Here is a 21,986-nt window from a genome sequence, read left to right on the forward strand (position 1 = left end):
CTCACGACGCGGCGTGCGCCAGAGCCGCGTAGGCGCGCTCGGGGCCGGTCGTCCCGGTGAGCGCCGCGGACAGCTCGTCCAGCCGCTCCCGCGCCGCGCCGTCCAGCGCGAGCATCCGCCGGGCCGCGTCCGCCAGCTCGGGCACCCCGGCCGCGTTCGGATCGAGCACCTCCGCGACCCCCGCGTCCTCCAGCGCCGCGGCCCCCGCGAACTGGTCCGTCGAGAACGGCAGCACGACCAGCGGCACCCCGGCCGACATCGACTCCGTCACGCTGTTGTTGCCGCCGTGCGTGACCGCCAGCGCGGCCCGGCCGAGCAGCGTCACCTGCGGCAGGAAGCCGCGGACCAGCCAGCCGGCGGGCACGTCGCCCAGGGCCGACGGATCGGTCGCGCCCGAGGCCAGCGCGACGCGCACCGGCCGCCCGTCGACGGAGACGCCGGCCAGCGCCGCGACGACCCGCGCGAGCACGTCGTCGCGCACCGAGAGGAAGCTGCCGAAGCTCACGTAGACGACCGGGTCGTCCGAGGCGGCCAGCCACTCCTCCACCTCGGCGTCGCGCGGCTCGCCGCGGACGGCCGAGCCGAGGAAGGCGTGCGGCGGGAGCTGCGCCGTCCGCGCCGCGTCGTGCAGCTCTCCGGGGTAGTTCAGCAGCAGCACGTCGCCGCTCTCGGCGAAGGCGTCGAGGCTGAGCGGCGCGGCCGGGTCGAGCGCGGTGAGCGCGGCGTTCCACTCCGCCGTGAAGGAGTCGCGGACCCGCTCGCAGAGCGCCCGCAGCCGCGCCAGGTCCTCGGCCGGCGGCTCGAAGGCGTCGGGCCAGACCGGCGGGAAGCCGTAGACCTCGCCCGGCACCGTCAGCGCGCTCGGGTGCCCGAGCACCACGTCGCCGTAGGGCACGCCGAGCGCCCGCAGCGCGACCCGCGCGGTGAAGGCGAGGTGGTCGACGACGATCGCGTCGGGCCGGACCTCGTCCAGGATCTCGCGCAGCCGCGCGGCGACGCCCGCCGGGTCCCAGAGCAGGTCGGTCAGCCGCTCGCCGGCCTGGTACTCGAGCGTCGGCACCATCCCGCGACGGGTCGCGTCGAAGAAGCCGCGGAGCGAGTCGCCCTCGTCGGGCGCCTGCTCCTCCGCCCGGATCGTGCCCGGGTTGGAGCCGCGGCCGAGCCGGAGCGGGACGTGCTCGAAGCCGAAGCCGTCGACGATGGAGCGCGTCGCGTCGCCGGTCGCGACCACGACGCGCTCCCCGGCCGCGCGCCAGGCGGTGCCGAGGGTCGCCAGCGGCAGCAGGTGCGAGGCGTAGTCGGGGCTGACGATCAGCAGGGTCACGAGGCGCCCAGCACGAGGTCCGAGCCGAGCGGGCGCTCCTGCTCCGCGGTCGCCCGCGCGTAGACGGCGGAGAGCGCGTGCGCCATCGCCTCGATCGTGTAGCGCTCGCGCACCATGGCGCGGCCGCGCTCGGCGGAGTACTCGGCGAGCGGACCGGCGGCGAGGTCGAGCGCGAGGCAGGCGGCGACGGCGAGCGCCTCCTGATCGGAGGTGTCGACGAGGAAGCCGGTCACGCCCTCCTCCACGTAGGTCGCCGGGCCGCCCGTGGCCGGAGCGACCACCGGCAGCCCCGCGGCGAGCGCCTCGAGCAGGGCGATGCCGAACTCCTCCTTGACGCTCGCGCAGACGTAGGCGCCGCCGGCGGCGGCGAGCCCGGGGCGGCCGTGACGCACGGCGCCCAGCCAGCGCGCGACGGTCCCGTTGGGGCGGTGCCCGGCGAGCAGCAGACCGCCCGCTGAGCCGGGTCGGGTGGCGACGGCGCGGATCCGGTCGAGCTGCTCCGTCTCGTCGGGGGTCGGCGCGTCGAGGTCGCCGCCGACGAGGAGGAGGTTCGCGCGGTCGCGCAGCGGCGAGCCGGCCCAGGCCTCGGCCAGCGTCGCCATCCCCTTCACCCGGTGCAGCCGCCCGACGCTGAGCAGCAGCGGCAGCCCGCGGCGCTCGGCCGGCAGCTCGGCGAGGAGCGCGTCGAGGGCGGAGAGGTCGTCGCTGGCGTCGAGAGCGACCGGCTCGCCGGCGGCGGCATCGCGCGCCGCCTCCTCGCCGCGCTCGACCAGGCGCACGTCGATCCCCTCGGGGACGATCGTGTGCCGCTCGGGGTGCGCGGTGATGTCGATGCCGAGCATGTCGCGCATCGTCTCGGCGAGCTCGGCACGCGGGAAGAGCACGGTGTGGGCGGCGTCGGCGGCGAGCCGCTGCACCAGGCGCACGCGGAACCAGAAGTGCTCGACGGCGTCGCGGTCGCCGAAGTCGGCGCGCGAGAGCGTGCCCGCCTCGTCGAGTCCGGCGATCAGGGCGTGCGGGTCGGGTGCGACGGTGAAGACGACGGGGATCTCCAGCTCGCGCGCGACGGCCGCCGCGGCGAGCGAGCCGACGTCGGCCATCCGCAGGTGCACGACGTCGACGCGGCCGGCCGCGCGGAGGTAGCGGCGGATCCCGCGCTCGGCGGCGATGCGCCGCGGCCAGGCGAGCGGCATCGGCACGGCGGCCCCCACGAACGGCACGGGCGCGAAGCCGTGGCCCGCGGCCGGCAGCTCGGCGAGCGCGCGCTCGGCCTCGGCCCAGGTGCCGCGGGAGAGGGTGAGGACGCGCTCGATGCAGTCCTCCTCCGTCAGCGCGTCGCCGAGGCGGACGAGGAGGGTGGCGATGCCGCCGTTGTCGCCCGCGCCGACGCGGGTGAGCGTCCCGTCGATGTCGGCGTGCACGAAGAGCTGCGCGACGGTGGGGCCGGCGTCGGCGACGGGAGCGATGGCGCGGTCGGCGAGGGCGACGCGCGCGACGGGACCGAGCGGCTCCGGCATCTCGCCGAGGCGAGCGAGCATCAGCGCGGCGTCGTCGGAGGGCCGCTCGCCGAGCGCGTCGGCGGCCGCGGCGCGCGCCTCGAACACCTCGCCCTCGTCGGCGGCGGTGTGCAGGAGGGTCCGCTCGGCGATCGCGCCGGGGACCAGGCCGATCGTCTCGACGTAGCGCGCGCGGACGTCGCGGTCGCGCTCGCCGATCAGCGCGCCCTCGAGCGCGAGCGCGACGAGGTCGGGGGTGGAGGACGCCCAGAGCAGCAGGGTGCGCTGCGCGAGCATGCCGGCGAAGCCGCCGTCGCGGACCATGCGCAGCAGCGGGCCGACCGCGGCCGGCCGGGGCAGGCGTCCGCCGAACGCCCAGGCGGCGTGCTCGCGGATGAAGGCGCGCTCGTCGGCGAGCAGCCGCAGCAGCGCGAGGTCGGCCTCCTCGTCGAAGACCTGCGCGAGCGAGTGCACCGCGGCGATGGCGGTGAGCTGGTCGGCGGGGTCGAGGGCCGCGCGGGTCAGCAGGCGGACCGCGCGTCCACCCCCGTCGCTCACGGCGGCGATCGTCAGGGCGTCGGCCGCCCGGATCGCCTCGAGGAGGGTGGGCGCTGCGCGCACGGCGTCGAGAACGGTCTGCGTGGCCACGGGATCACCTGGTCTGGTCGGAGCGGAGGAGGGCGCGCCTCGGAGACGGCCCCCACGAGCATGCCGCTCCCGACGCTGGGAAATCACTACTTGCGCCGAAACTCCCCCCGCGCTAGCTCCTCCTGTCAAGGGGGTACCACCCGCGACTTCGCTTTCCGCGAGATGCCCCTTGTGCACGCGACACGCCGTGAGAAGTGTGCACAAGTGGCATCTCGCGGCGGGGGATCAGGGCGCGAGCCACTCCAGGAGTCGCGGGAGGGGCCACGTGGTGACGATGCGGGCGGGCGGGACGCCGAGGCGCTCGGCGCGCTCGGCGCCGTAGTCGAGGAGGCCGAGCTGGCCGGGGGCGTGCGCGTCGCTGTCAATCGAGAAGAGGCAGCCGGCCTCGAGGGCCAGGGCGATCAGCTCGTCCGGCGGGTCCTCCCGCTCGGGGCGGGAGTTGATCTCGACCGCGGTTCCGTGCTCGGCGCAGGCCCGGAAGACGGCGCCGGCGTCGAAGGTCGACGGCGGCCGGGTGCCGCGCTCCCCCGTGACGAGCCGCCCGGTGACGTGCCCGAGGACCCGGGTCCGCGGATGCGCGGCCGCCGCGACCAAGCGCGCCGTCATCTCCCGGCTCGGCATCCGCAGCTTCGAGTGCGCGCTCGCGACGACCACGTCGAGCCGCGCGAGCATCTCCTCCGACTGGTCGAGCGCGCCGTCCTCCAGCACGTCGACCTCGATCCCGCTCAGGAGCCGCAGCGACCCGGTGTCCAGACCGGCCAGGTGCTCCAGCTGCTCGGCGAGCCGCTCGGCGCTCAGCCCGTGCGCGACCCGCAGCCGCGGCGAGTGATCGGTCAGCGCGAGGTACTCGTGCCCGAGCGCGCGGGCCGCGTCGGCCATCGCCGCGATCGGCGTCGCTCCGTCCGACCACTCGCTGTGGCTGTGCAGGTCGCCGCGGAGGAGGCTCCGCAGCGCGCTCTCCGGCAGGGACGCGGTGCCGCGCAGTTCGGCGAGGTAGTCCGGCACCCGCCCCTCGAGCGCCTGGCGGATGACGGTGAAGGTCGTGTCGCCGATCCCCGGCGCCGCCCGGACCAGCGCGAGGTCGGCCCGCTCCCCCTCGGCCATGCTCTCGAGCACGGCGAGCGCCTTCCGGAACGCCTTCGCGCGGTACTTCGACGCCCGCTCCTGCTCGAGCAGGGCGGCGATCTCCTGCAGTGCCGCGAGCGGATCCATGCTCCCGGTCTAGCAGACGGACCGCGTCTCCTGAGTGATCGCCGAGCACCCTTGCCCGCGCCTCGAGACGCGATATATCGTGACTTCCATCGACTCGCGCTATATCGCGAGTCGTCCCGGCATCACCAGCAGCAGGATCGCCCCACGAGGGCGCAGGAGGAGGAGCACCATGTCGCTCGAGAAATGGCTCGTGCAGGCGGGCGAGACGAAGGTCATCGACCTCGACGTCGTCCGCGCGATCAAGATCGCCCTGGTCGGCGGTCAGATCGACGTCATCGGGCACGACGAGCCCACCGCCCGCGTCGAGGTGCACAGCGTCTCCGGCCGCCCGCTCAAGGTCTCGATGGACGGCGACCGCCTCGAGGTCGACCACATCCAGCTCCGCTGGGACACCGTCGTCGACGTCGCCAAGGGCCTCGGCCGCAAGGGCGACCGCGCCGACATCAGCCTGCTCGTCCCCCGCGGCGTCGCGCTGAAGTTCGACACCGTCTCGGCCGACGGCCTCGTCTCGGGTCTGCACTCGGACGCCCGCGTCTCCACGGTCGGCGGCGACATCGTCATCGACGGCCTGCGCGGCGACATCGAGGCGAACACCGTCCACGGCGAGCTCTCGGTCCGCAACCACACCGGCCGGGTCACCGCGCACACCGTCTCCGGCGACGTCACCACCGCCGGCGCGCTCACGCGCTTCTCCGTCGACGGCGTCTCGGGCAGCGTCTTCGTCGACGCCGAGGACGCACCGGACGAGATCCAGTGCAACACCGTCAGCGGCGACCTCACCATCCGGATCGACGAGGGCCTCGGCGCCCGCTACCGGATCAACACCGCGACCGGCACGCTTCAGCTCGACGGCGAGGTGGTCAAGGGCACCTTCGGCCGCGGCTACACCGCGACCACCGGCTCGCTCGACTCGAAGTGGGTCGACGTCACCGCCAACTCGGTGACCGGCGCCGTCACCGTCGTCCGCCGCTCCCCCGCCGCTCCCGCCGCGCAGCGCCTCACCGACGCGAGCGCGCTGTGAGCCCCGTCTTCGCGCACGGTCGCCTGCGCCTCTACCTGCTCAACCTCCTCGCGGAGTCGCCCAAGCACGGCTACGAGCTGATCCAGGCGCTCAGCGAGCGCTTCGGCGGCACCTACGCCCCGAGCGCCGGCACGGTCTACCCGCGCCTGGCGAAGCTCGAGGAGGAGGGTCTGGTCACCAAGGAGGCCGACGGCCGCAAGACCGTCTACTCCATCACCGACGCCGGCCGCGACGAGCTGGCGAACCGTGCGACCGACCTCGGCGACATCGAGGAGGAGCTGACCGACTCCGTCCGCCGCCTGGCCGACGAGGTGCGCCTCGGCGTCGCGGAGGCGATGAAGAGCCTGCGCGCGGATCTGGCGAGCGCCGCCCGCGACTCGCGCCCGTCGCGCGGCGGGCCGGAGCACTCGGCCGAGACGCCCGCCCCGGCGGAGTCGACGCAGGAGTCGTCGGAGTCGACCGCGGGCGAGCGCCCGCAGGACGCCCCGCCCATGGAGCCCCCGGCCGGCACCGCCCCGGTTCACGCGCGCACCGCCTCCCGGCTCGCCCTGCGCGACGCCGAGGTGCTGCTCACCGAGTTCCGCGACGAGCTGCGCGCCGAGCTGCGCACGGCCGCCGCGCACGGCTCCGTGAGCGCGGCGAGCACGGACGCCCTGCGCAGCGCGCTCGACCAGGCGCGCGCGGCCGTCCGCTCCACGCTGAGCTGACGCCCACCGCACCACCGCACCACCGCTGACGGCGGGGATCCCTCGGGGGTCCCCGCCGTTCGGCTGTCCGCCCGCCGCCGCGCTGGACGACGAAGGACTCGTGGTCCCGGCCCGGTCCGTCGGGATCGGCCGGTTCCGACGTGCCGGAGTGGTTTCCACGTGCCGGAGACGCGCCGACCGACCGGGACCGGAGGTTCGGCTCGCGTCATCGGTTCAGGCTCGCGGAATCGGACGATTCCGACGTGCCGAAGCGGTTTCCACGTGCCGGAGACGCGCCGACCGACCGGGACCGGAGGTTCGGCTCGCTCGATCGACTCGGGCTCGGGGAATCCGCCGGTTCTGACGTGCCGTACTGGTTCTCGCGTGCCGGAGGTGGCCGAGGTGAAACTTCGGCTCGCGGATCCGGCTCGGGCTCGCGGAACCGGGCGGTTCCGGCGTGCCCAAGCGGTTCTCGCGTGCCGGAGGAGGCGGGTGGCCGATGTTCGGCTCCCAGTTCCGGCCCGGCCACGCGGAATCGGACGGTTTCCACGTGCCGGAGCAGATTCCGCGCGCCGGAGGTGGCCCGGGTGCAAATCCGGCTCGCGGTTCAGGCCCGGGCTCGCGAGATCGCACGGTTTCGACGTGCCAGAGCTGTTCTCGCGTGCCGGAGGTGGCCGGGACGGATGTTCGGCTCGTGATTCAGGGTCGGGCTCGCGAAGTCTTCCCCAACTGGCGGAATCGGGCGATTTCGGCGTGCGGGGGAGGTTCTCACGCGCCGAGGATGGGCGGACTGCCCAGGACCGCAGGTTCTGCTCGCGAAGTCGGCCTCGGCTCGCGGAACTGAACGGTTTCGACGTGCCGGACGGATTTTTGCGTGCCGGAGGCAGCCGGGGCGAATCCTCGACTCGTGGTTCCGGCCTGGGCTCGCGGAATCGAACGGTTTCAGCGTGCCGGACTGCCTTCCGCGCGCCGGAGGTGGTCGGGGCGGATGCTCGACTCGTGGTTTCGGCCTCGGCCCGCGGAATCGAACGGTTTCAGCGTGCCGGACTGTCTTCCGCGTGCCGGAGGCGCCCAGGGCGGATGCTCGACTCGTGGTTTCGGCCTGGGCCCGCGGAATAGGACGGTTTCAGCGTGCCGGAGCGGCTTCCGCGTGCCGGAGGCGCCCAGGGCGGATGCTCGACTCGTGGTTTCGGCCTGGGCCCGCGGAATAGGACGGTTTCAGCGTGCCGGAGCGGCTTCCGCGTGCCGGAGGCGCCCAGGGCGGATGCTCGACTCGTGGTTTCGGCCTGGGCCCGCGGAATAGGACGGTTTCAGCGTGCCGGAGCGGCTTCCGCGTGCCGGAGGTGCTCGGCGCTGATGTTCGGCTCGCGGTTTCGGCTCAGGCTCGCGGAATCGGTCGGTTTCGACGCGCCGGACTGAGTTTCGCGTGCCGGACGTGGCCGGGGCGGAAGTTCGACTCGCGGATCCGGCTGAGGCTCGCGGAATCGGACAGTTTCAGCGTGCCGGAGCAGTTTCCGCGTGCCGGAGGTAGCCGGGGTGGCGGTCCGCCGGCCGCGCCCCCGCCCGCCCCTTGCGCTCCGCCGCTCCAGGACTATATTTCCTATAGGATCTTCTGTGCGACCAACGCCGGTCGCATCGAGCGCAATGGAGCACTGATGAGCGAGAGCACACCCGCGCGGACCGTCCAGGGGGCCCCGAACCTCCAGGGGGCGCAGTCCTGGGACGGCGTCGACTGGAACCCCGACAGCTGGACCGCCGAGACCTGGCCGATCGCCACCTGCCTGCACGGCATCCCGCCCGTCGGCCGCGACGGCGTCGCCCTGCACGACGCGGCCCCCGAGGTCTGGGACGACATGTTCGCCCAGGTCGAGCAGGTCGGCTTCACCCTCGCCGAGCTGGCCGACAGCCACGTCCGCCCCGCGGACCTCGAGCCGTCGCGCCGCGACGAGTTCCTCAGCATCGCGAAGTCGCACGGCATCGGCATCCCCTCGGTGCACCTGCAGCGCCAGAGCGTGATCATGCCCGGGCACGAGGAGAAGAACCTCGCCTACGCGCACCGCACCATCGACGCGGCCGCCGAGTGGGGCATGCAGGTCTTCTCGACCGGTCTGCACCAGCCGTTCAGCGCCGCGCAGAAGCGCGCGCTCTGGTTCTGGACCGCCGAGGGCCCGAAGGACCCCGATGACCCCGACGTCTGGAACGCCGCCGTCAGTCGCATCCGCGAGCTCGGGAAGCACGCCGCCGACGTGGGCCTCCCGCTCGCACTCGAGCTCTACGAGGACACCTACCTAGGCACCGCCGACAGCGCCGTCCGCTTCGTCGAGGAGGTGGGCCTGGACAACGTCGGCCTCAACCCCGACGTCGCGAACCTGATCCGCCTGCACCGCCCCGTCGAGGACTGGCGCGAGCTGTTCGCGAAGACGCTCCCCTACGCCAACTACATGCACGTGAAGAACTACACCCGCGACGAGTCGGCCGACGGCTCCTGGGCCACCTCGGTCCCCTCGACCATGGAGGCCGGTCTCATCAACTACCGCCAGGTCCTGCGCGACGCGGTCGAGGGCGGGTTCCGCGGCATCCTCCTCGCCGAGCACTACGGCGGCGACAGCCTCGGCATGTGCTCGACCAACCAGACCTACATCCGCTCGCTGCTGCCCCGCGCGGCCCGGGCCTCGCAGTAAGGAACGACAGACATGAGCGACACCACCGGCACCACCACCCCGACCGCGCGCACCATCGCCGTCGTCGGCTCCGGCTACATGGGCGGAGGCATGGCCCAGGTCCTCGCGCTCTCCGGCGCCACCGTCGTCATCGCCGACATCTCGGAGGAGATCGCCCGCAGCAACTACGAGCGACTGCTCACCGAGACCGCGCAGTTCGTCGCCGACGGCCTCTTCCCCGAGGACGCGGTCGAGCGCATCCGGCAGAACCTCTCCCCCGCCGCCTCGATCGAGGAGGCCGTCGCGACCGCCGACTTCATCGAGGAGGCCGTGCCCGAGAAGATCGAGATCAAGCACGAGACCCTCCGCCGGATCAGCGCCGCCGCGCGCCCCGACGCCGTGATCGGCTCGAACACCTCCACCATCCTGATCGGCTCGCTGGCCGAGGCCGTGACGAACCCCGAGCGCTTCCTCGGCGTGCACTTCTCCAACCCGGCGCCGTTCATCCCCGGCGTCGAGCTGATCCCGCACGAGGGCACCGCCGAGAGCGCGATCGCGCTGGCCGAGGAGATCGTCGCGGCGACCGGCAAGGAGACCGCGCGGGTCAAGGACTCCACCGGCTTCGTGCTCAACCGCCTGCAGTACGCGCTCTTCCACGAGGCGACGCAGATCGTCGAGGAGGGCATCGCCACCCCCGAGGACATCGACACGATCGTCCGCACCACCTTCGGCTTCCGCCTCCCCGTCTTCGGCCCGTTCGCGATCGCCGACATGGCCGGCCTCGACGTCTACGCCTTCTGCTACGCCTCGCTGCAGACCCGCTGGCCCGAGCGCTTCGCCACCCCGGAGTCGCTGGCCGCGCTGGTCGACGCCGGGAAGTTCGGCACCAAGTCCGGCGCCGGCTACCTCGACGTGCCCGCCGAGCGCACCGCCGAGCTGATCGCGTACCGCAACCGCGCCTACGTCGCCATCAAGAAGCTGATGGACGAGCTCGGCCCCGCGCCGATCGCCTGACGCGCCGACCGAGAAGGAGCACCCTCATGACCGCATTCCCCGAGTCCCGGACCGTCGTCCTCACCGGCGCCGCGTCCCCGCGCGGCATCGGCCGCTACTCCGCCCACCACCTCGCCGAGCTCGGCTGGAACGTCGGCGTCATCGACCTCCATGCCGAGGCCGCGCAGGAGGTGGCCGCCGAGATCGCCGAGCAGCACGGCGTCCAGGCCGCGGGAGCCGGCGCGAACGTCGCCGACGACGCGCAGGTCCGCGCCGCCTTCGACGCGCTCGAGGCCGCCCTCCCGCCGGTCGTGGCGCTGGTGAACCTGGCCGGGATCGCCTCCCCCGTCTCCTACCTCGAGGTCACCCCGGAGGAGTGGCAGCGGGTCCTCGACGTCAACCTCAACGGCGTGCACTTCAGCACCCGCCGCGCGGTGGAGTCGATGGTCACCCGCGGCGTCGGCCGCGTCGTCAGCCTCTCCTCCGTCTCCGCGCAGCGCGGCGGCGGCACCTTCAGCAAGACCGCCTACTCCGCGGCCAAGGCCGGCGTGATCGGCTTCACCCGCAGCGTCGCCCGCGAGCTCGGCGGCCAGGGGATCACCGTCAACGCGATCTCCCCCGGCCCGATCGACACCGACATCATGGGCGGCACCCTCACCGAGGAGCGCAAGAAGGCCATGGCCGCCGACGGCGTGCTGCCGCGCATCGGCACGCCCCGCGACATCGCCGCGGCGATCGCGTACCTCATCAGCGAGGACGCCGGCTTCGTGACGGGTCAGACCCTGAACGTCGACGGCGGCCTCTACATGCACTGATCCCCGTGCACTGATCCCCCCTCGGCACTGATCCCCTTCAGCACTGGAACGGACACCCCATGAACAAGCTCACCGGAACCTGGTCGCTCGGCCGCTGGATCTTCCTCGGCGTCGGCGTGATCCTCGTCGCCGTCGGCATGGCGCAGATCCTGCCCGCGCTCGGCTCCTGATCCCTCCCACCCCTCACCGCATTCGGCCGACTCAAAGGAGAGCGCCTTGACCACCTCGTCCCCAGCCCTCGGATCCACCCGTGATCCCGCGCTGAAATCCGCCATCTCGAAGGCGTCCCGGCATCTGATGCCGATGCTCGTCATCCTCTACTTCGTCGCGTTCCTCGACCGCACCAACGTCGGCTTCGCCGAGGAGGCGCTCTCGGTCGACCGCGGCATCTCGGACGGAGCGTTCGCGCTCGGCGCCGGCATCTTCTTCATCGGCTACGCGATCTTCGAGATCCCGAGCAACCTGCTGCTCAAGCGCTTCGGCGCCCGGTTCTGGCTGGCCCGCATCGCGGTCACCTGGGGCATCGTCGCCGCGGCGTTCGCCTTCACCACCGGCGACACGATGTTCATCGTCCTGCGCTTCCTGCTCGGCGTGACCGAGGCCGGCCTCTTCCCCGGCGTGATCATGTTCCTGTCGGAGTGGTTCCCCAACAAGGTCCGCGTGCAGATGTTCGCGATCTTCTACCTGGCGCAGCCCTTCTCGCAGATGCTCGGCGCCCCGCTCAGCGGCGGCCTGATCAGCGTCGGCAACCAGATCACCCCGTGGGAGGGCTGGCAGGTGATGTTCTTCACCGAGGGCGTGCTCGCGGTGCTCGCCGGCATCGCCGCGCTGAAGTTCCTGACGAACCATCCGCAGAAGGCGAAGTGGCTGACGCAGGGCGAGAAGGACTCGTTGACGGCGGCGATGGAGCGCGAGGACACCGTGCGCCAGGCCGACGGCCCGACCGGCATCTGGAAGGCGATGGCCAGCTGGAAGGTCTGGTACTTCACGATCATCTACTTCTGCCTGCAGATCGCGGTCTACGGCACGACGTTCTACCTCCCGCAGCAGGTCGCGAACCTGATCGGGCAGGACGTCGGCTTCCAGGTCGGCCTCGTCTCGGCCATCCCCTGGCTGGTGGGCCTGTTCGCCTGCTACTACGTGGGCCAGCACGCCAACACGATCCGCCGCCGCCGCTCCTGGGGCGCGATGTTCTACATCTTCACCGGCCTGTCGATCTTCGGCTCGGCCTGGGCGGGGTCGGCCGGCCAGCCGATCCTCGGCCTGCTGTTCATCACCCTCGCGGTGGCGAGCTTCCTCTCCGTCGGACCGATCACCTGGGCCTACCCGACCGCGTTCCTCACCGGAGCGGCGGCCGCGGCCGGCATCGGCCTGATCAACTCGCTCGGCAACCTGGGCGGCTTCGTCGCCCCGCTGATGCGCAACGGCTTCAACGAGGCCGTGCCCACCGAGAGCGGCGTGTGGGGAGTCGTCTCCCTCGGCGTCTTCGCCTTCCTCGCCGCCGCCATGATGTTCTGCACCAAGTTCTTCCGCGGCTCCAAGGCGGACGAGCTGCTCGAGACCACGAGCGTCCAGGCGGGCCACTGACCCGCCGCCACCGTGAAGGGCCCGACCGCACCCGCGGCCGGGCCCTTCACCGTCCCGCCCTCCGGCTGACCGAGCAGCCCGCACAGCGGGCCGTAGCGAGATCCACCGTTCTGCAGGAGGGTCGGTCTCGATACGCCGCTCCGCGGCTACTCGACCAGCATGAAGGGGCTCATCGCCTGCAGATCGGACAGCCCGGCCGACGGCCGGTCCCCCTGCTGATCGAACAGCCCGCGCCTCGCACGGACCAAGCCGTTCGAACAGCCCACGTCGCGCGCGGTCCATGCTGATCGAGTAGCCCGCGCAGCGGGCGTATCGAGATCCACCGTTCTGCAGGACCTCGGGTCTCGATACGCCGCTCCGCGGCTACTCGACCAGCATGAAGGGGCTCATCGCCTGCATATCGGACAGCCCGGCCGACGGCCGGACCCCCCTGCTGATCGAACAGCCCGCGCATCGCGCGGCCCATGCCGATCGAACAGCCCGCGCAGTGCGCGGTCCATGCTGATCGAGTAGCCCGCATGGCGGGCGTATCGAGATCCACCCCCTGCAGACGCCGGGTCTCGATACGCCGCTCCGCGGCTACTCGACCAGCATGGGTCGCGGCATCCGCGCACACCTCTCGCCCTGACAGCGCACCGTCCGGCCACCTCCGGCACGCGGAACGACCTCCGGCACGCGGGAACCACCCGATTCCACGAGCCGAGGCCGATTCTGCGAGCCGGAGTTCAGCCCGGGCACCGGCCGCAGCGTCAGCGGACGGAGTCGCGGCGCGAGCGCTCGCGCACCCGCTCGATGTGCACGCGCATCGCGGCAGCCGCCGCCTCCGGGCCGGCCGCGAACGCGTCGACGATCGCCCGGTGCTCCAGCACGGCGTCGTCCGCGTCGCTGACGCCGGTCTGCACGGTCTGGCGCATCCGGTGCACGCGCGTGGAGATCGCCTCGGACATGTCGATCAGGAACGGGTTGTGCGTGCCCTCGAAGATCAGGTGGTGGAAGTTCCAGTCCACCGCGAAGTACTCGCGCAGCAGCGCCACCGGCAGCTCGCCCTCGGTGGAGGCCGCGCGCACGACGGCGGTCATCGCCTCGTGCGCGGCGAGCGCCTCCTGCAGCCGCGGCACCAGCGCCGCCTCGTGCGCCGACGCGAGCGCCGCCGCGCCGCTCTCGAGCACCAGCCGCGCGTCGAAGAGCGCGTCGAGCTGGTCGTCGGCGAGCGGCGGCGCCACCCGGCAGCCCTTGTTGGCCACCCGGGTGACGAGGCCGGTCCGCTCCAGCTGCACGAGCGCCTCGCGCACCGGCGTCGGCGAGACGCCGAGCTCGCGCGCCACCGCGTCGATGGACAGGCGCATGCCCGGCTCGATGTCCGGGCCGAGCAGCACGTCGAGCACGCGCTCGTAGACGTGGTCGCGCAGCCCCCGCCGCTCGATCGACTCCGCGCCGGTCAGGCGGAACACGGCGTCGGTCATCACAGCCTCGCGGGTCGGTGCGGAAGGGGTGCGCCGCGGAACGCCCGGTGGAGGGCGCTCGGCACAGCGGTCGGCTCAGCTTACGCAGTCGCTCCCGAGCGCTCGTACGCGACGATCTCCTCCACCTTCGCGGCCGAGGCGCTCGACTCGTCGAAGACGTAGCCGAGCCACTCCCGCACGTTCCGCCGGGCGACCTCGATGCCGACGACGCGCTGCCCCATGCAGAGCACCTGCGCGTCGTTCGAGAGCACGCCGCGCTCCACCGAGAAGGAGTCGTGCGCCGTCACGGCGCGAATCCCCTCGACCTTGTTCGCCGCGATCGCGACGCCCAGGCCGGTGCCGCAGATCAGCAGCGCCCGGTCGGCCTCGCCGCGCGCGACCAGCTCGGCCGCCGCGATCGCGACGCTCGGGTAGGGTGTGTGCGACTCCGCGTCGACGCCGACGTCGACGACCGAGACGACCCGGTCGTCGGCCTCGAGATCGCGCTTCAGGATCTCCTTGTAGTCGTAGCCGGCGTCGTCGGATCCGACGACGATCCTCCAGGTGGTGCTCATGCGCTCTCTCCTTCGTGGGTGGACGGTGCGTTCGTGGCGGATGCGGTGCCGGAGTCGGCACCGAGCTGCGGTGCGATCGCCTCGACGATCAGCGCGAACGAGATCGCGCCGGGGTCGGGCGTGCCGAGCGACTTCTCGCCGTGCGAGCGGGCGCGGCCGAGTCCGGGCATCAGGTCGGAGGTGGCGTCGGCGGCCGAGCGGGCGGCACCCGCGGCAGCGCCCCACGCGTCCGCGAGCGCGTCGCCCGCCCCGGCCCGCTCCGCCAGCGTCTCGGCGAACGGCACCAGCGCGTCCACCATCGTCTTGTCGCCGACGCTCGCCTTCCCGTAGCCGCGCACGGCGTCGGAGGCGGCGGTCACTCCCGCGCTCACCTCGCGCGCGCTCACGGCGCGGTCGTCGCCGAGCGCCTCGCCGACACTGCGGAGGATGACCCCCCACAGCGCGCCGGAGGTCCCGCCCGCGCGGTCCGACCAGGCGTCGCCGGCGCGGGTGAGCAGCGTCTGCGCGCCCGCACCGCGCCCGAGCACGTCGGCGGCCTCCTGCGCGGCCGCCCGTGCCCCGCGCTGCATGCCGATGCCGTGGTCGCCGTCGCCCGCGATCGAGTCCAGGCGGCCGAGCTCGTCGGCGTTCGCGTCGATCACGTCGCGGATCGCCGCGATCGCGTCGGACAGCCGCGCGGCCGCGGCCCGCGACTCCTCCGAAGCCTCGCCGACCTCGGCGGCGACCTCCTCGGCCTGCGTCGCGGTGACGGCCACGAGCGCGCCGCCGTCGACCGCCCCGGTGCGGAAGGCCGGGGTGTCGCTCGGCGCCGTCCACAGCGTCTCGAGCTCCTCGTCGACCCAGAACAGCGTCAGCGAGACGCCGGCCATGTCGAAGCTGGTGCAGAACTCGCCCACCTGCGGGTCGACGAGGGTGATCCCGCGCGCCTCGAGCAGATCGGCGATCGTGCTGAAGACGACGAACAGCTCCTCGCTCTTCACCGAGCCGAGCCCGTTCAGCACCGGGACCACCCGGGCGCCGTCGACGCTCACGCCCTCGGGGATCTCGGCGTCGGCGAGCAGGTGCGTGACGAACAGCTCGGCCAGCTCCGCGGCGCTGGGGATGTCGACCTCGTCGATCCCGGGCTCGCCGTGGATGCCCAGGCCGACCGCCATCCGGCCCTCGGGCACCGAGAACAGCGGCTCGTCGGCTCCGGGCAGCGTGCAGCCGGTGAAGGCGACGCCGAGCGAGCGGGTGCGCGCGTTGCCGAGCACGGCCACCCGCTCCACGTCGTCGATCGCGTAGCCCGCGGCGGCGGCGGCCCCCGCTACCTTGAAGACGGTGAGGTCGCCCGCGATCCCGCGGCGCTTGTGCGCCTCCTCGGGCTTCGCGCTGAAGATGTCGTCGGTCACGGTGACGGTGCGGCAGTCGATCCCGTCGGCCCGCACCGCGTCCTGCGCGGCGGTGAAGTGCAGCACGTCGCCGGCGTAGTTGCCGTAGCTGAGCAGCACGCCGCGGCCCTGCTCGCTCGCGCGGATCACCGACTCGACCTGGTGCGCCGAGGGCGAGGCGAAGAGGTTGCCCATCGCGGCGCCGTGCGCGAGGCCGGGACCGACCAGTCCGGCGAAGGCCGGGTAGTGACCCGAGCCGCCGCCGATGACCACCGCGACCTCGGGCTCCTCGGAGCGGGTCGAGCGGGAGACGCCGCCGACGACCTTGCGGACCCAGCGGCCGTTGGCGCGGACGAAGCCGTCGACCATGTCGTCGGCGAAGTCGGCGGGTTCGTTCCAGAGACGGGTCATGCTCGTCGGCTCCTCATCATCGAGTGCGCCGGCCCTCCGGCCGGACCCGTCGATCCTATAGGATTTTCACCGCTCACTCCAGGCGGCCGAGGCAGGTCGCCTACTGCCGCCCCACCGCCAGCGCCTCCTCCTCCACGTCGAGGAACGCCAGCGCGCTGCGCACCGCCGGCTCCTGGTAGCGCCCCTCGGCGCGCGCCTTCAGCACCGCCTCGCGCTCGGCCGCGATCATCACGCGGCGCAGCCGGTTGTAGGAGTGGGTCAGCGGCTCCGCGCCCTCCCCTTCCGGCGGGTTCTCCAGCGCGTCCGCGAGGAACACCGCGTTCCGCCGCAGCCGGTCGAGCACCCGCTCCTCGACGCCGTCCTGCGGCTCCTGGTCGAGCCGCGCCAGACCGGCCGACTGCGCCTCCGCCAGCAGCATCTGCTTCTCGACGTGCTCCTGCTGCTCGTTCGGCGCCGGCAGCTTGAGCAGCCGCACCACCCGCGGCAGCGCGAGCCCCTCGACCAGCGTCCCCGCGACCACCACGAACGCCAAGAACTGCAGGAACGCCCGCTGCGGCGTCTCCTCCGGCAGCAGGAAGGCCGCCGCGAGGGTGACGACGCCGCGGATCCCGGCCACGGACACCCCGAGCGCCGTCGGCCAGGTCCAGCCGCGCTGCTGCAGCCGCCGCGGTCCGTGCCGGAAGAGGACGGTGGTCAGGCACATCCAGAGCACCCGGCTGCCGATCAGCGCCCCGAGCAGCGCTGCGCTGATGCCGATGCCCTGCCAGACGCCGATGTCGGAGTCGGCGGTCGCCGCGACCACCGAGGACAGGCTCAGCCCGATGAAGAGGAAGACGGCGTTCTCGAGCAGGAACTGGATGGTGCGCCAGTTCAGCGACTCCGCGATCCGCGCCTGCGCCGACTGGATGACCGGCGCCCGGAAGCCGAGGAACAGCCCCGCGACCACGACCGCGAGCACCCCCGAGCCGTGCAGCAGCTGCGCCGGGATGAACGCGACGTAGGGCGTCACCAGCGAGAGGCTCGTGTCGAGCACCGAGGAGGACACCTGCTTGCGCACGAAGCCGAGGACGACCGCGATCAGGATGCCGACCCCCGCCCCGACCACGACGGCCAGCACGAAGTCGAGCGCGATCCCGCCGGGCGTCACGGTGCTGACGATCGCGAGCAGCGACGCGTTCAGCGCGACCAGCGCGGTCGCGTCGTTGAGCAGGCTCTCGCCCTCCAGCACCGTCAGCATCCGCCGCGGCAGCCGCAGCCGCCCCGCGATCGCGGTCACCGCCACGGCGTCGGTCGGCGCCACGATCGCGCCGAAGGCCAGGGCCGCGGCGATCGAGATCGCGGGCACCACCGCCCAGGCGACCGCGCCGACCACCAGCACCGTGAAGACCACGAGCCCGACCGAGAGCAGCAGGATGCTGTCGCCGCGGGCGCGGACGTCGAGCACCGAGGTGCGGATCGCCGCCGCGTAGAGCAGCGGCGGCAGGATCCCGTAGAGGACGACGTCCGGCTCGACCACCACCTCGGGGATCCCGGGGACGAAGGAGGCCAGCGCGCCGACGGCGACCAGCGCCACGGGTGCCGACCAGCCCGCCTTGCCCGAGAGCCCCGTCACCAGCACGGTGACGACCACGAACGAGACGATCCAGATGATGGCGACGACCGGTTCCTCCACGCGGCTCCCTCCCGAGAGCCGAGCCTAGGCCCGAGGGCCGACGCTAGGCACCGGCCTCGTGGATGTCGCGGGCCTTGGTCACGCGCCCCGCGTCGACCGGGTTCATGCCGAGCACGATCTTGCCGCGCGAGTGCCGCTTCTCGAGGTCGTCGAACGCGTCCTGCACGAAGCCGTAGGGGTAGAAGCCGGAGACCAGCACCCGCAGCTTCTGGTCGCGGACCAGCGCGACCAGCTCGCCGAGGATCTCGGTGTCGCGCCGCGCGGTCTCGGCGTCGGGCCAGACGGCGCGCAGCTCGATCTCCTTGCGGTCGTCGCTGGAGTGGAAGCGGGCCGGCTCGATCCCGAGCTCCTCGGCCAGCGCCGCGTTGTCGCCGCCGAAGTTGTCGAGGAAGACGGTCACGCCGTTCGGCGCCGCGGCGCGGATGCGGTCGGCGATGCCGTCGCCGTAGACGATCGGCTTCACGCCGATCTGGCGGAGGTAGTCGAAGTTGCGCTCGCCGCAGGTGCCGAGGACGGTCGCGCCGCGCAGCTTGGCGAGCTGGATCTCCATGCTGCCCACGCCGCCCGCCGCCGCCGAGACGACCACGGTGTCGTCCGGTCCGATGTGGGTGGCCTCGATCGCGCGCCAGGCGGTGACGCCGGCGAGGAACAGCGCGCCGCCGACCTCCCAGCTCACCGAGGCGGGCTTGGCGACCAGGTTCTCCCGCGGGACGACGATGTGGGTGGCGTGCGAGCCGACCAGCGCGTGGCCGACGACGTCGCTGCGGAGCTTGAGGTCGCTCACGCCCTCGCCGAGGCCGACGACGATGCCGGAGAAGTCGGTGCCCTGGCGCATCGGGAAGGCCGCGGAGTGGTCGGAGTCGAACATCCCGCGCCGGATGAACGCCTCCATGTGGTTCACGCCGGCCGCGAGGACCTCGACCAGCACCTCCCCCAGCCCGGGCTGGGGCCGCGCGATGTCGGCGATCTCGAGCACGTCCACGCCGCCGAAGCGGGAGAACTGGACGGCACGGGCGGAGTCGGAGCGCAGACGGGACATGCGCTCATCATCCGCCTCCGGCGGCGCGACCCCGTGGCCCCCGAAAGGGGACATGCGACGCCGGAGGGGCCGATCGGGCCGTCAGGCGGCGGTGCCGGGGTCCGCAGCGGGATCCGTGCCGGGGCAGTACAGCTGCGTGCGCGGGCCGCTGCGGTCGATCACGTGCTCCGACATCAGGCGACCGCAGAGCGGGCAGGCGCGGCCGGCGGGAGCCTCGGGCTCGGGCTGGTCGTAGGGCCCGAGCGGCGGCGGCCCGAGCCAGGGGAAGAGCCGCGCGTTGAAGCGCTGGTAGAGGGAGCGGGTCGGCTTGGCCATATGCTTAGTGTACTAATGATCAGTGCGCGAGGGGAAAGGGAGGACGAATCCGTGGAGACCGATCCCGTGGACACCGATCCGCTCGCCCTGCAGAACCAGGTCTGCTTCTCGCTCGCCGTGGCCGCCCGCACCGTCATCGGCCTCTACCGGCCCGTGCTGGAGCCGCTCGGGCTCACCCACCCGCAGTACCTGGTGATGCTCGCGCTCTGGGAGCGCGCCCCGCGCTCGCTCGCCGACCTCGGCGCCGCCCTGCACCTCGAGCCGGCCACCCTCAGCCCGCTGGTGAAGCGCCTCGAGTCGGCCGGCTGCGTCACGCGCGCCCGCAGCACCGAGGACGAGCGCCGCCTCGACGTCGCGCTCACCCCGTCCGGAGCCGCCCTCCGCGAGCGCGCGCTCCAGGTCCCCCCGCAGATCGTCGAGCGCCTCGATCTCCCCCTCGACGAGCTCACCGCCGTCCGCGACGCCCTCACCCGCCTGATCGGCGCAGCCACCCGCCCCTGACGCTGCGGCGCGAATCGACTCGCCCGAGAAGGCGCGTTCTCGGGGTGGAGAACGAGCCTTCTCGGGCGAGTGGGTGCGGCTGCGGCGACGCGTCATGCTGGTCGAGTAGCCCCGGAGGGGCGTATCGAGACCCACCACCGTCAGCGGGGCGGGTCCGCAGACTCGCCTTCTGACGGTGGTGGATCTCGATACGCGCGCTCCGCGCGCTACTCGATCAGCACGGGGGCGCCGCCCTGCGGGCCGTTCGATCAGCAGGGCCGCCCCCAGGAACGACGAAGGGGCCCCGCCGTCAGGCGGGACCCCCTCATTCAGTGCGCGGAACTCAGTTCGCGACGCGGAGCGTGATCGCCGAGCTGGTCGTCACGTTGCCGGCTTTGTCCTGGGCCTTGGCCGTCACCTGGTAGGCGCCGTTCGGGTAGGCCGACGAGCTCGCGGTCAGGGCCCATGTCCCGTCCGACTGCTTCACGCCGTTGCCGAGCTTCGTGCCGGACGCGTAGAACGCGACGGCCGTCACTCCGACGTTGTCGCTGGCCGAGGCCACGAGGCGGATCGAGCCGACGACCGTGGTGTTGGTCGCGGGCGAGGTGATGCTCACCGTCGGCTTCTGCGTGTCGGCCGCCGGCGGGGTGGTCGGCGTCGCGGTCGGCGTCGGCGTGGCGGTCGGCTTCGGAGTCGACGTGGGCGTGGCCGTCGGCTTCGGGGTCGACGTGGGCGTCGCCGTCGGGGTGGCCGTCGGGGTCGCGGTGGGCGTGGCCGTGGGGGTCGGCGTCGCGGTCGGCGTCGGGTCCGGCGTCGGAACGGTGCCGACGGGGATCGTGCTCACCGCGTAGCCGAAGTAGCGGCCGGCGACGGGGCGGGTCGGGTCGCCCTGGAAGGTGCGGCCGCGCTCGGTCGCCGCCTTCGCCTGCGCGATGACCTGGGCGCGGACCTGCGCCGGGCTCTTGCCCGCGCAGGATCCACCGGAGCTCATGCAGTCGAGGACGACGCCGCTGGTGCCGGCGGCCGCCATGCTGGTGCCCGACTGGATGTAGGCGTACGACCCGCCCTTCTTGGTGGTGTACGGGCACATGCCGGGGGCGGCGATGGTGTGCTTCTGGTCGGCGGCCGTGACGGCGAAGTTGCTGTTGGTCGAGACCGCGTCGTCCTTGGTCTGGACGCCGCAGGGCGCCGTGCCGAGTCCGCCGGGCTTGCCGTCGTAGTTGGCCATGTTGGTCACGGCGAGCACCTCGTCGTAGGCGGCCGGGATCCAGCCCGCGAGGTCCTCGGAGGTGTTGCCCGCGGAGCCGACGGAGACGATGCCCTTGGCCTCGAGGTCGCAGATCGCCTGGTGGATCACGTCGCCGTTCGAGCGGCCGCAGTTGCCGTCGTCGGTGCCGTAGGTGGCGAGCGACATGTTGACGACCTTGATGTTGTACTTCGCCGCGTTCGCGGACACCCAGTCGAGGGCGCACATCAGGGTGCCGGTGTTGCCGCGGTTGTTCGCGTCGAGCGCGCGGACCGAGTAGATCGGAGCGCCGGGCGCGACGCCGACCGAGCCGGAGCCGTTGTCCAGCGCGGCCATGTAGCCGGAGACGCCGGTGCCGTGGCCGTTGGCGTCGGCGGCGGTGCCCGAGCCGAAGCAGTTGATCTGCTCCTTCAGGTTGTAGTCGGGGTGCGAGCTGACGCCGGAGTCGATGACCGCGACGGCCGGACCGCTGTAGTTCGTCACTCCGTCGCCCGCGCGCACCGGGGCCTTGTCGGCCTCCGCGGTGAGCACGTGCGAGGGGACGGTCTGCGCCTGGCCGTCGACGACCTGGTCGGCGGGGGTGATGCCGAGGACGCGCGAGTCGGCCTCGAGGACCGCCTTCTGGCGCTCGGTGAGCGGGGCGGTGAAGCCCGCGACGCCGCCCTCGAACTGCACGTCGTCGGCGACGCCGAGCGCGCGGACGACCTGCTCCGAGATCGAGCTCGAGTCGACCGACACGAGGTACTGGCCGGTCGTGGCGGCCTGGGCGGGGGCGGAGCCGGCGAGGGCGATGCCGGCGGTCACGGCGAGCGCGGTGGCCAGGCCGGCTGCGCGCCAGAGGCGCGAGCGGGCCGGCGGCGCGGCGGTGCGGGAAGTGGACACGGGTTCCGTCGATTCTGTCGGCGTCTCGGCCGACCTGTCGTGGTGCGGGCGGGTCGACGCAGGCACTCCGAGCGAGCGCCCGCGCCGCTGCAGCGGGGCTCGGGTCAGAGGC

The 21,986-nt window shown here is 73.0% G+C and carries 17 protein-coding genes; 7 read left to right on the plus strand and 10 right to left on the minus strand.

The genetic code is table 11. The features are described from left to right. Position 1 precedes the first annotated feature (1 nt). From C1I64_RS14660 to C1I64_RS14670, 3 genes are all read right to left on the minus strand, one after another. Positions 2-1,324 (minus strand): glycosyltransferase, encoded by a 1,323-nt coding sequence (locus C1I64_RS14660; RefSeq protein WP_127887710.1) that lies wholly within the window; start codon positions 1,322-1,324, stop codon positions 2-4. Beyond that, positions 1,321-3,468 carry a glycosyltransferase gene (locus C1I64_RS14665; protein ID WP_127887711.1) on the minus strand — a complete coding sequence of 716 codons (2,148 nt, stop codon included), beginning with the start codon at positions 3,466-3,468 and terminating at the stop codon, positions 1,321-1,323. The genes C1I64_RS14660 and C1I64_RS14665 overlap by 4 nt, the downstream gene beginning before the upstream one ends. Positions 3,469-3,693: 225 nt before the next feature. Continuing rightward, complete coding sequence (locus tag C1I64_RS14670) at positions 3,694-4,680, minus strand: PHP domain-containing protein (RefSeq protein ID WP_127887712.1); 987 nt, start codon at positions 4,678-4,680, stop codon at positions 3,694-3,696. Between the two features lie 169 nt (positions 4,681-4,849). Between C1I64_RS14670 and C1I64_RS14675 the strand changes: the two genes are divergently transcribed. From C1I64_RS14675 to C1I64_RS14700, 6 genes are all read left to right on the plus strand, one after another. After that, positions 4,850-5,701, plus strand: a complete 852-nt coding sequence (locus tag C1I64_RS14675) for a DUF4097 family beta strand repeat-containing protein (protein WP_127887713.1) — start codon at positions 4,850-4,852, stop codon at positions 5,699-5,701. Then, on the plus strand, positions 5,698-6,408 hold the full coding sequence (locus C1I64_RS14680) for a PadR family transcriptional regulator (RefSeq protein WP_127887714.1): 711 nt from the start codon (positions 5,698-5,700) through the stop codon (positions 6,406-6,408). Before C1I64_RS14675 ends, C1I64_RS14680 begins: the two co-directional genes overlap by 4 nt. A gap of 1,634 nt (positions 6,409-8,042) precedes the next feature. After that, complete coding sequence (locus C1I64_RS14685; protein WP_127887715.1) at positions 8,043-9,068, plus strand: sugar phosphate isomerase/epimerase family protein; 1,026 nt, start codon at positions 8,043-8,045, stop codon at positions 9,066-9,068. A 12-nt stretch (positions 9,069-9,080) separates the two neighbouring features. After that, entirely contained in the window at positions 9,081-10,061 is a 981-nt protein-coding gene (locus tag C1I64_RS14690; RefSeq protein WP_127887716.1) for a 3-hydroxyacyl-CoA dehydrogenase family protein, read from the plus strand. A 26-nt stretch (positions 10,062-10,087) separates the two neighbouring features. Then, positions 10,088-10,855 (plus strand): SDR family NAD(P)-dependent oxidoreductase, encoded by a 768-nt coding sequence (locus C1I64_RS14695; protein ID WP_127887717.1) that lies wholly within the window; start codon positions 10,088-10,090, stop codon positions 10,853-10,855. A 216-nt stretch (positions 10,856-11,071) separates the two neighbouring features. Beyond that, complete coding sequence (locus C1I64_RS14700; RefSeq protein WP_244209491.1) at positions 11,072-12,442, plus strand: MFS transporter; 1,371 nt, start codon at positions 11,072-11,074, stop codon at positions 12,440-12,442. Positions 12,443-13,191: 749 nt separating this feature from the next. Here the strand turns inward: C1I64_RS14700 and C1I64_RS14705 are convergent. From C1I64_RS14705 to C1I64_RS14730, 6 genes are all read right to left on the minus strand, one after another. Then, complete coding sequence (locus C1I64_RS14705) at positions 13,192-13,905, minus strand: GntR family transcriptional regulator (protein WP_127887718.1); 714 nt, start codon at positions 13,903-13,905, stop codon at positions 13,192-13,194. A gap of 80 nt (positions 13,906-13,985) precedes the next feature. Beyond that, complete coding sequence (locus tag C1I64_RS14710) at positions 13,986-14,459, minus strand: ribose-5-phosphate isomerase (RefSeq protein ID WP_123741040.1); 474 nt, start codon at positions 14,457-14,459, stop codon at positions 13,986-13,988. Beyond that, the gene (locus C1I64_RS14715) at positions 14,456-16,240 is read right to left on the minus strand and encodes a dihydroxyacetone kinase family protein (RefSeq protein ID WP_127887719.1); all 1,785 of its coding nucleotides are present in this window, start codon (positions 16,238-16,240) and stop codon (positions 14,456-14,458) included. Before C1I64_RS14715 ends, C1I64_RS14710 begins: the two co-directional genes overlap by 4 nt. Positions 16,241-16,340: 100 nt before the next feature. Beyond that, on the minus strand, positions 16,341-17,912 hold the full coding sequence (locus C1I64_RS14720) for a cation:proton antiporter (RefSeq protein ID WP_127887720.1): 1,572 nt from the start codon (positions 17,910-17,912) through the stop codon (positions 16,341-16,343). A 43-nt stretch (positions 17,913-17,955) separates the two neighbouring features. Next, positions 17,956-18,951, minus strand: coding sequence for an NADP-dependent oxidoreductase (locus C1I64_RS14725; RefSeq protein ID WP_127887721.1), 996 nt, complete (start codon positions 18,949-18,951; stop codon positions 17,956-17,958). An 81-nt stretch (positions 18,952-19,032) separates the two neighbouring features. Further along, on the minus strand, positions 19,033-19,266 hold the full coding sequence (locus C1I64_RS14730; protein ID WP_123448084.1) for a hypothetical protein: 234 nt from the start codon (positions 19,264-19,266) through the stop codon (positions 19,033-19,035). A 51-nt stretch (positions 19,267-19,317) separates the two neighbouring features. Between C1I64_RS14730 and C1I64_RS14735 the strand changes: the two genes are divergently transcribed. After that, on the plus strand, positions 19,318-19,767 hold the full coding sequence (locus C1I64_RS14735) for a MarR family winged helix-turn-helix transcriptional regulator (protein WP_372487892.1): 450 nt from the start codon (positions 19,318-19,320) through the stop codon (positions 19,765-19,767). 322 nt (positions 19,768-20,089) lie between these two features. Here the strand turns inward: C1I64_RS14735 and C1I64_RS20180 are convergent, their stop codons facing one another. Continuing rightward, the gene (locus tag C1I64_RS20180) at positions 20,090-21,874 is read right to left on the minus strand and encodes an Ig-like domain-containing protein (RefSeq protein WP_164874557.1); all 1,785 of its coding nucleotides are present in this window, start codon (positions 21,872-21,874) and stop codon (positions 20,090-20,092) included. Positions 21,875-21,986: the final 112 nt, after the last annotated feature.

Source organism: Rathayibacter festucae DSM 15932, from assembly GCF_004011135.1.
In the GTDB taxonomy this organism is placed as follows: domain Bacteria; phylum Actinomycetota; class Actinomycetes; order Actinomycetales; family Microbacteriaceae; genus Rathayibacter; species Rathayibacter festucae.

Excerpts from the sequence above, each read along its gene's own strand:
- C1I64_RS14710 (WP_123741040.1), bottom strand. The coding sequence starts at position 14,459 with ATGAGCACCACCTGGAGGATCGTCGTCGGATCCGACGACGCCGGCTAC.
- C1I64_RS14670 (WP_127887712.1), bottom strand. The coding sequence starts at position 4,680 with ATGGATCCGCTCGCGGCACTGCAGGAGATCGCCGCCCTGCTCGAGCAG.
- C1I64_RS14695 (WP_127887717.1), top strand. The coding sequence starts at position 10,088 with ATGACCGCATTCCCCGAGTCCCGGACCGTCGTCCTCACCGGCGCCGCG.
- C1I64_RS14705 (WP_127887718.1), bottom strand. The coding sequence starts at position 13,905 with ATGACCGACGCCGTGTTCCGCCTGACCGGCGCGGAGTCGATCGAGCGG.
- C1I64_RS14725 (WP_127887721.1), bottom strand. The coding sequence starts at position 18,951 with ATGTCCCGTCTGCGCTCCGACTCCGCCCGTGCCGTCCAGTTCTCCCGC.
- C1I64_RS14730 (WP_123448084.1), bottom strand. The coding sequence starts at position 19,266 with ATGGCCAAGCCGACCCGCTCCCTCTACCAGCGCTTCAACGCGCGGCTC.
- C1I64_RS14715 (WP_127887719.1), bottom strand. The coding sequence starts at position 16,240 with ATGACCCGTCTCTGGAACGAACCCGCCGACTTCGCCGACGACATGGTC.
- C1I64_RS14690 (WP_127887716.1), top strand. The coding sequence starts at position 9,081 with ATGAGCGACACCACCGGCACCACCACCCCGACCGCGCGCACCATCGCC.
- C1I64_RS14675 (WP_127887713.1), top strand. The coding sequence starts at position 4,850 with ATGTCGCTCGAGAAATGGCTCGTGCAGGCGGGCGAGACGAAGGTCATC.
- C1I64_RS14685 (WP_127887715.1), top strand. The coding sequence starts at position 8,043 with ATGAGCGAGAGCACACCCGCGCGGACCGTCCAGGGGGCCCCGAACCTC.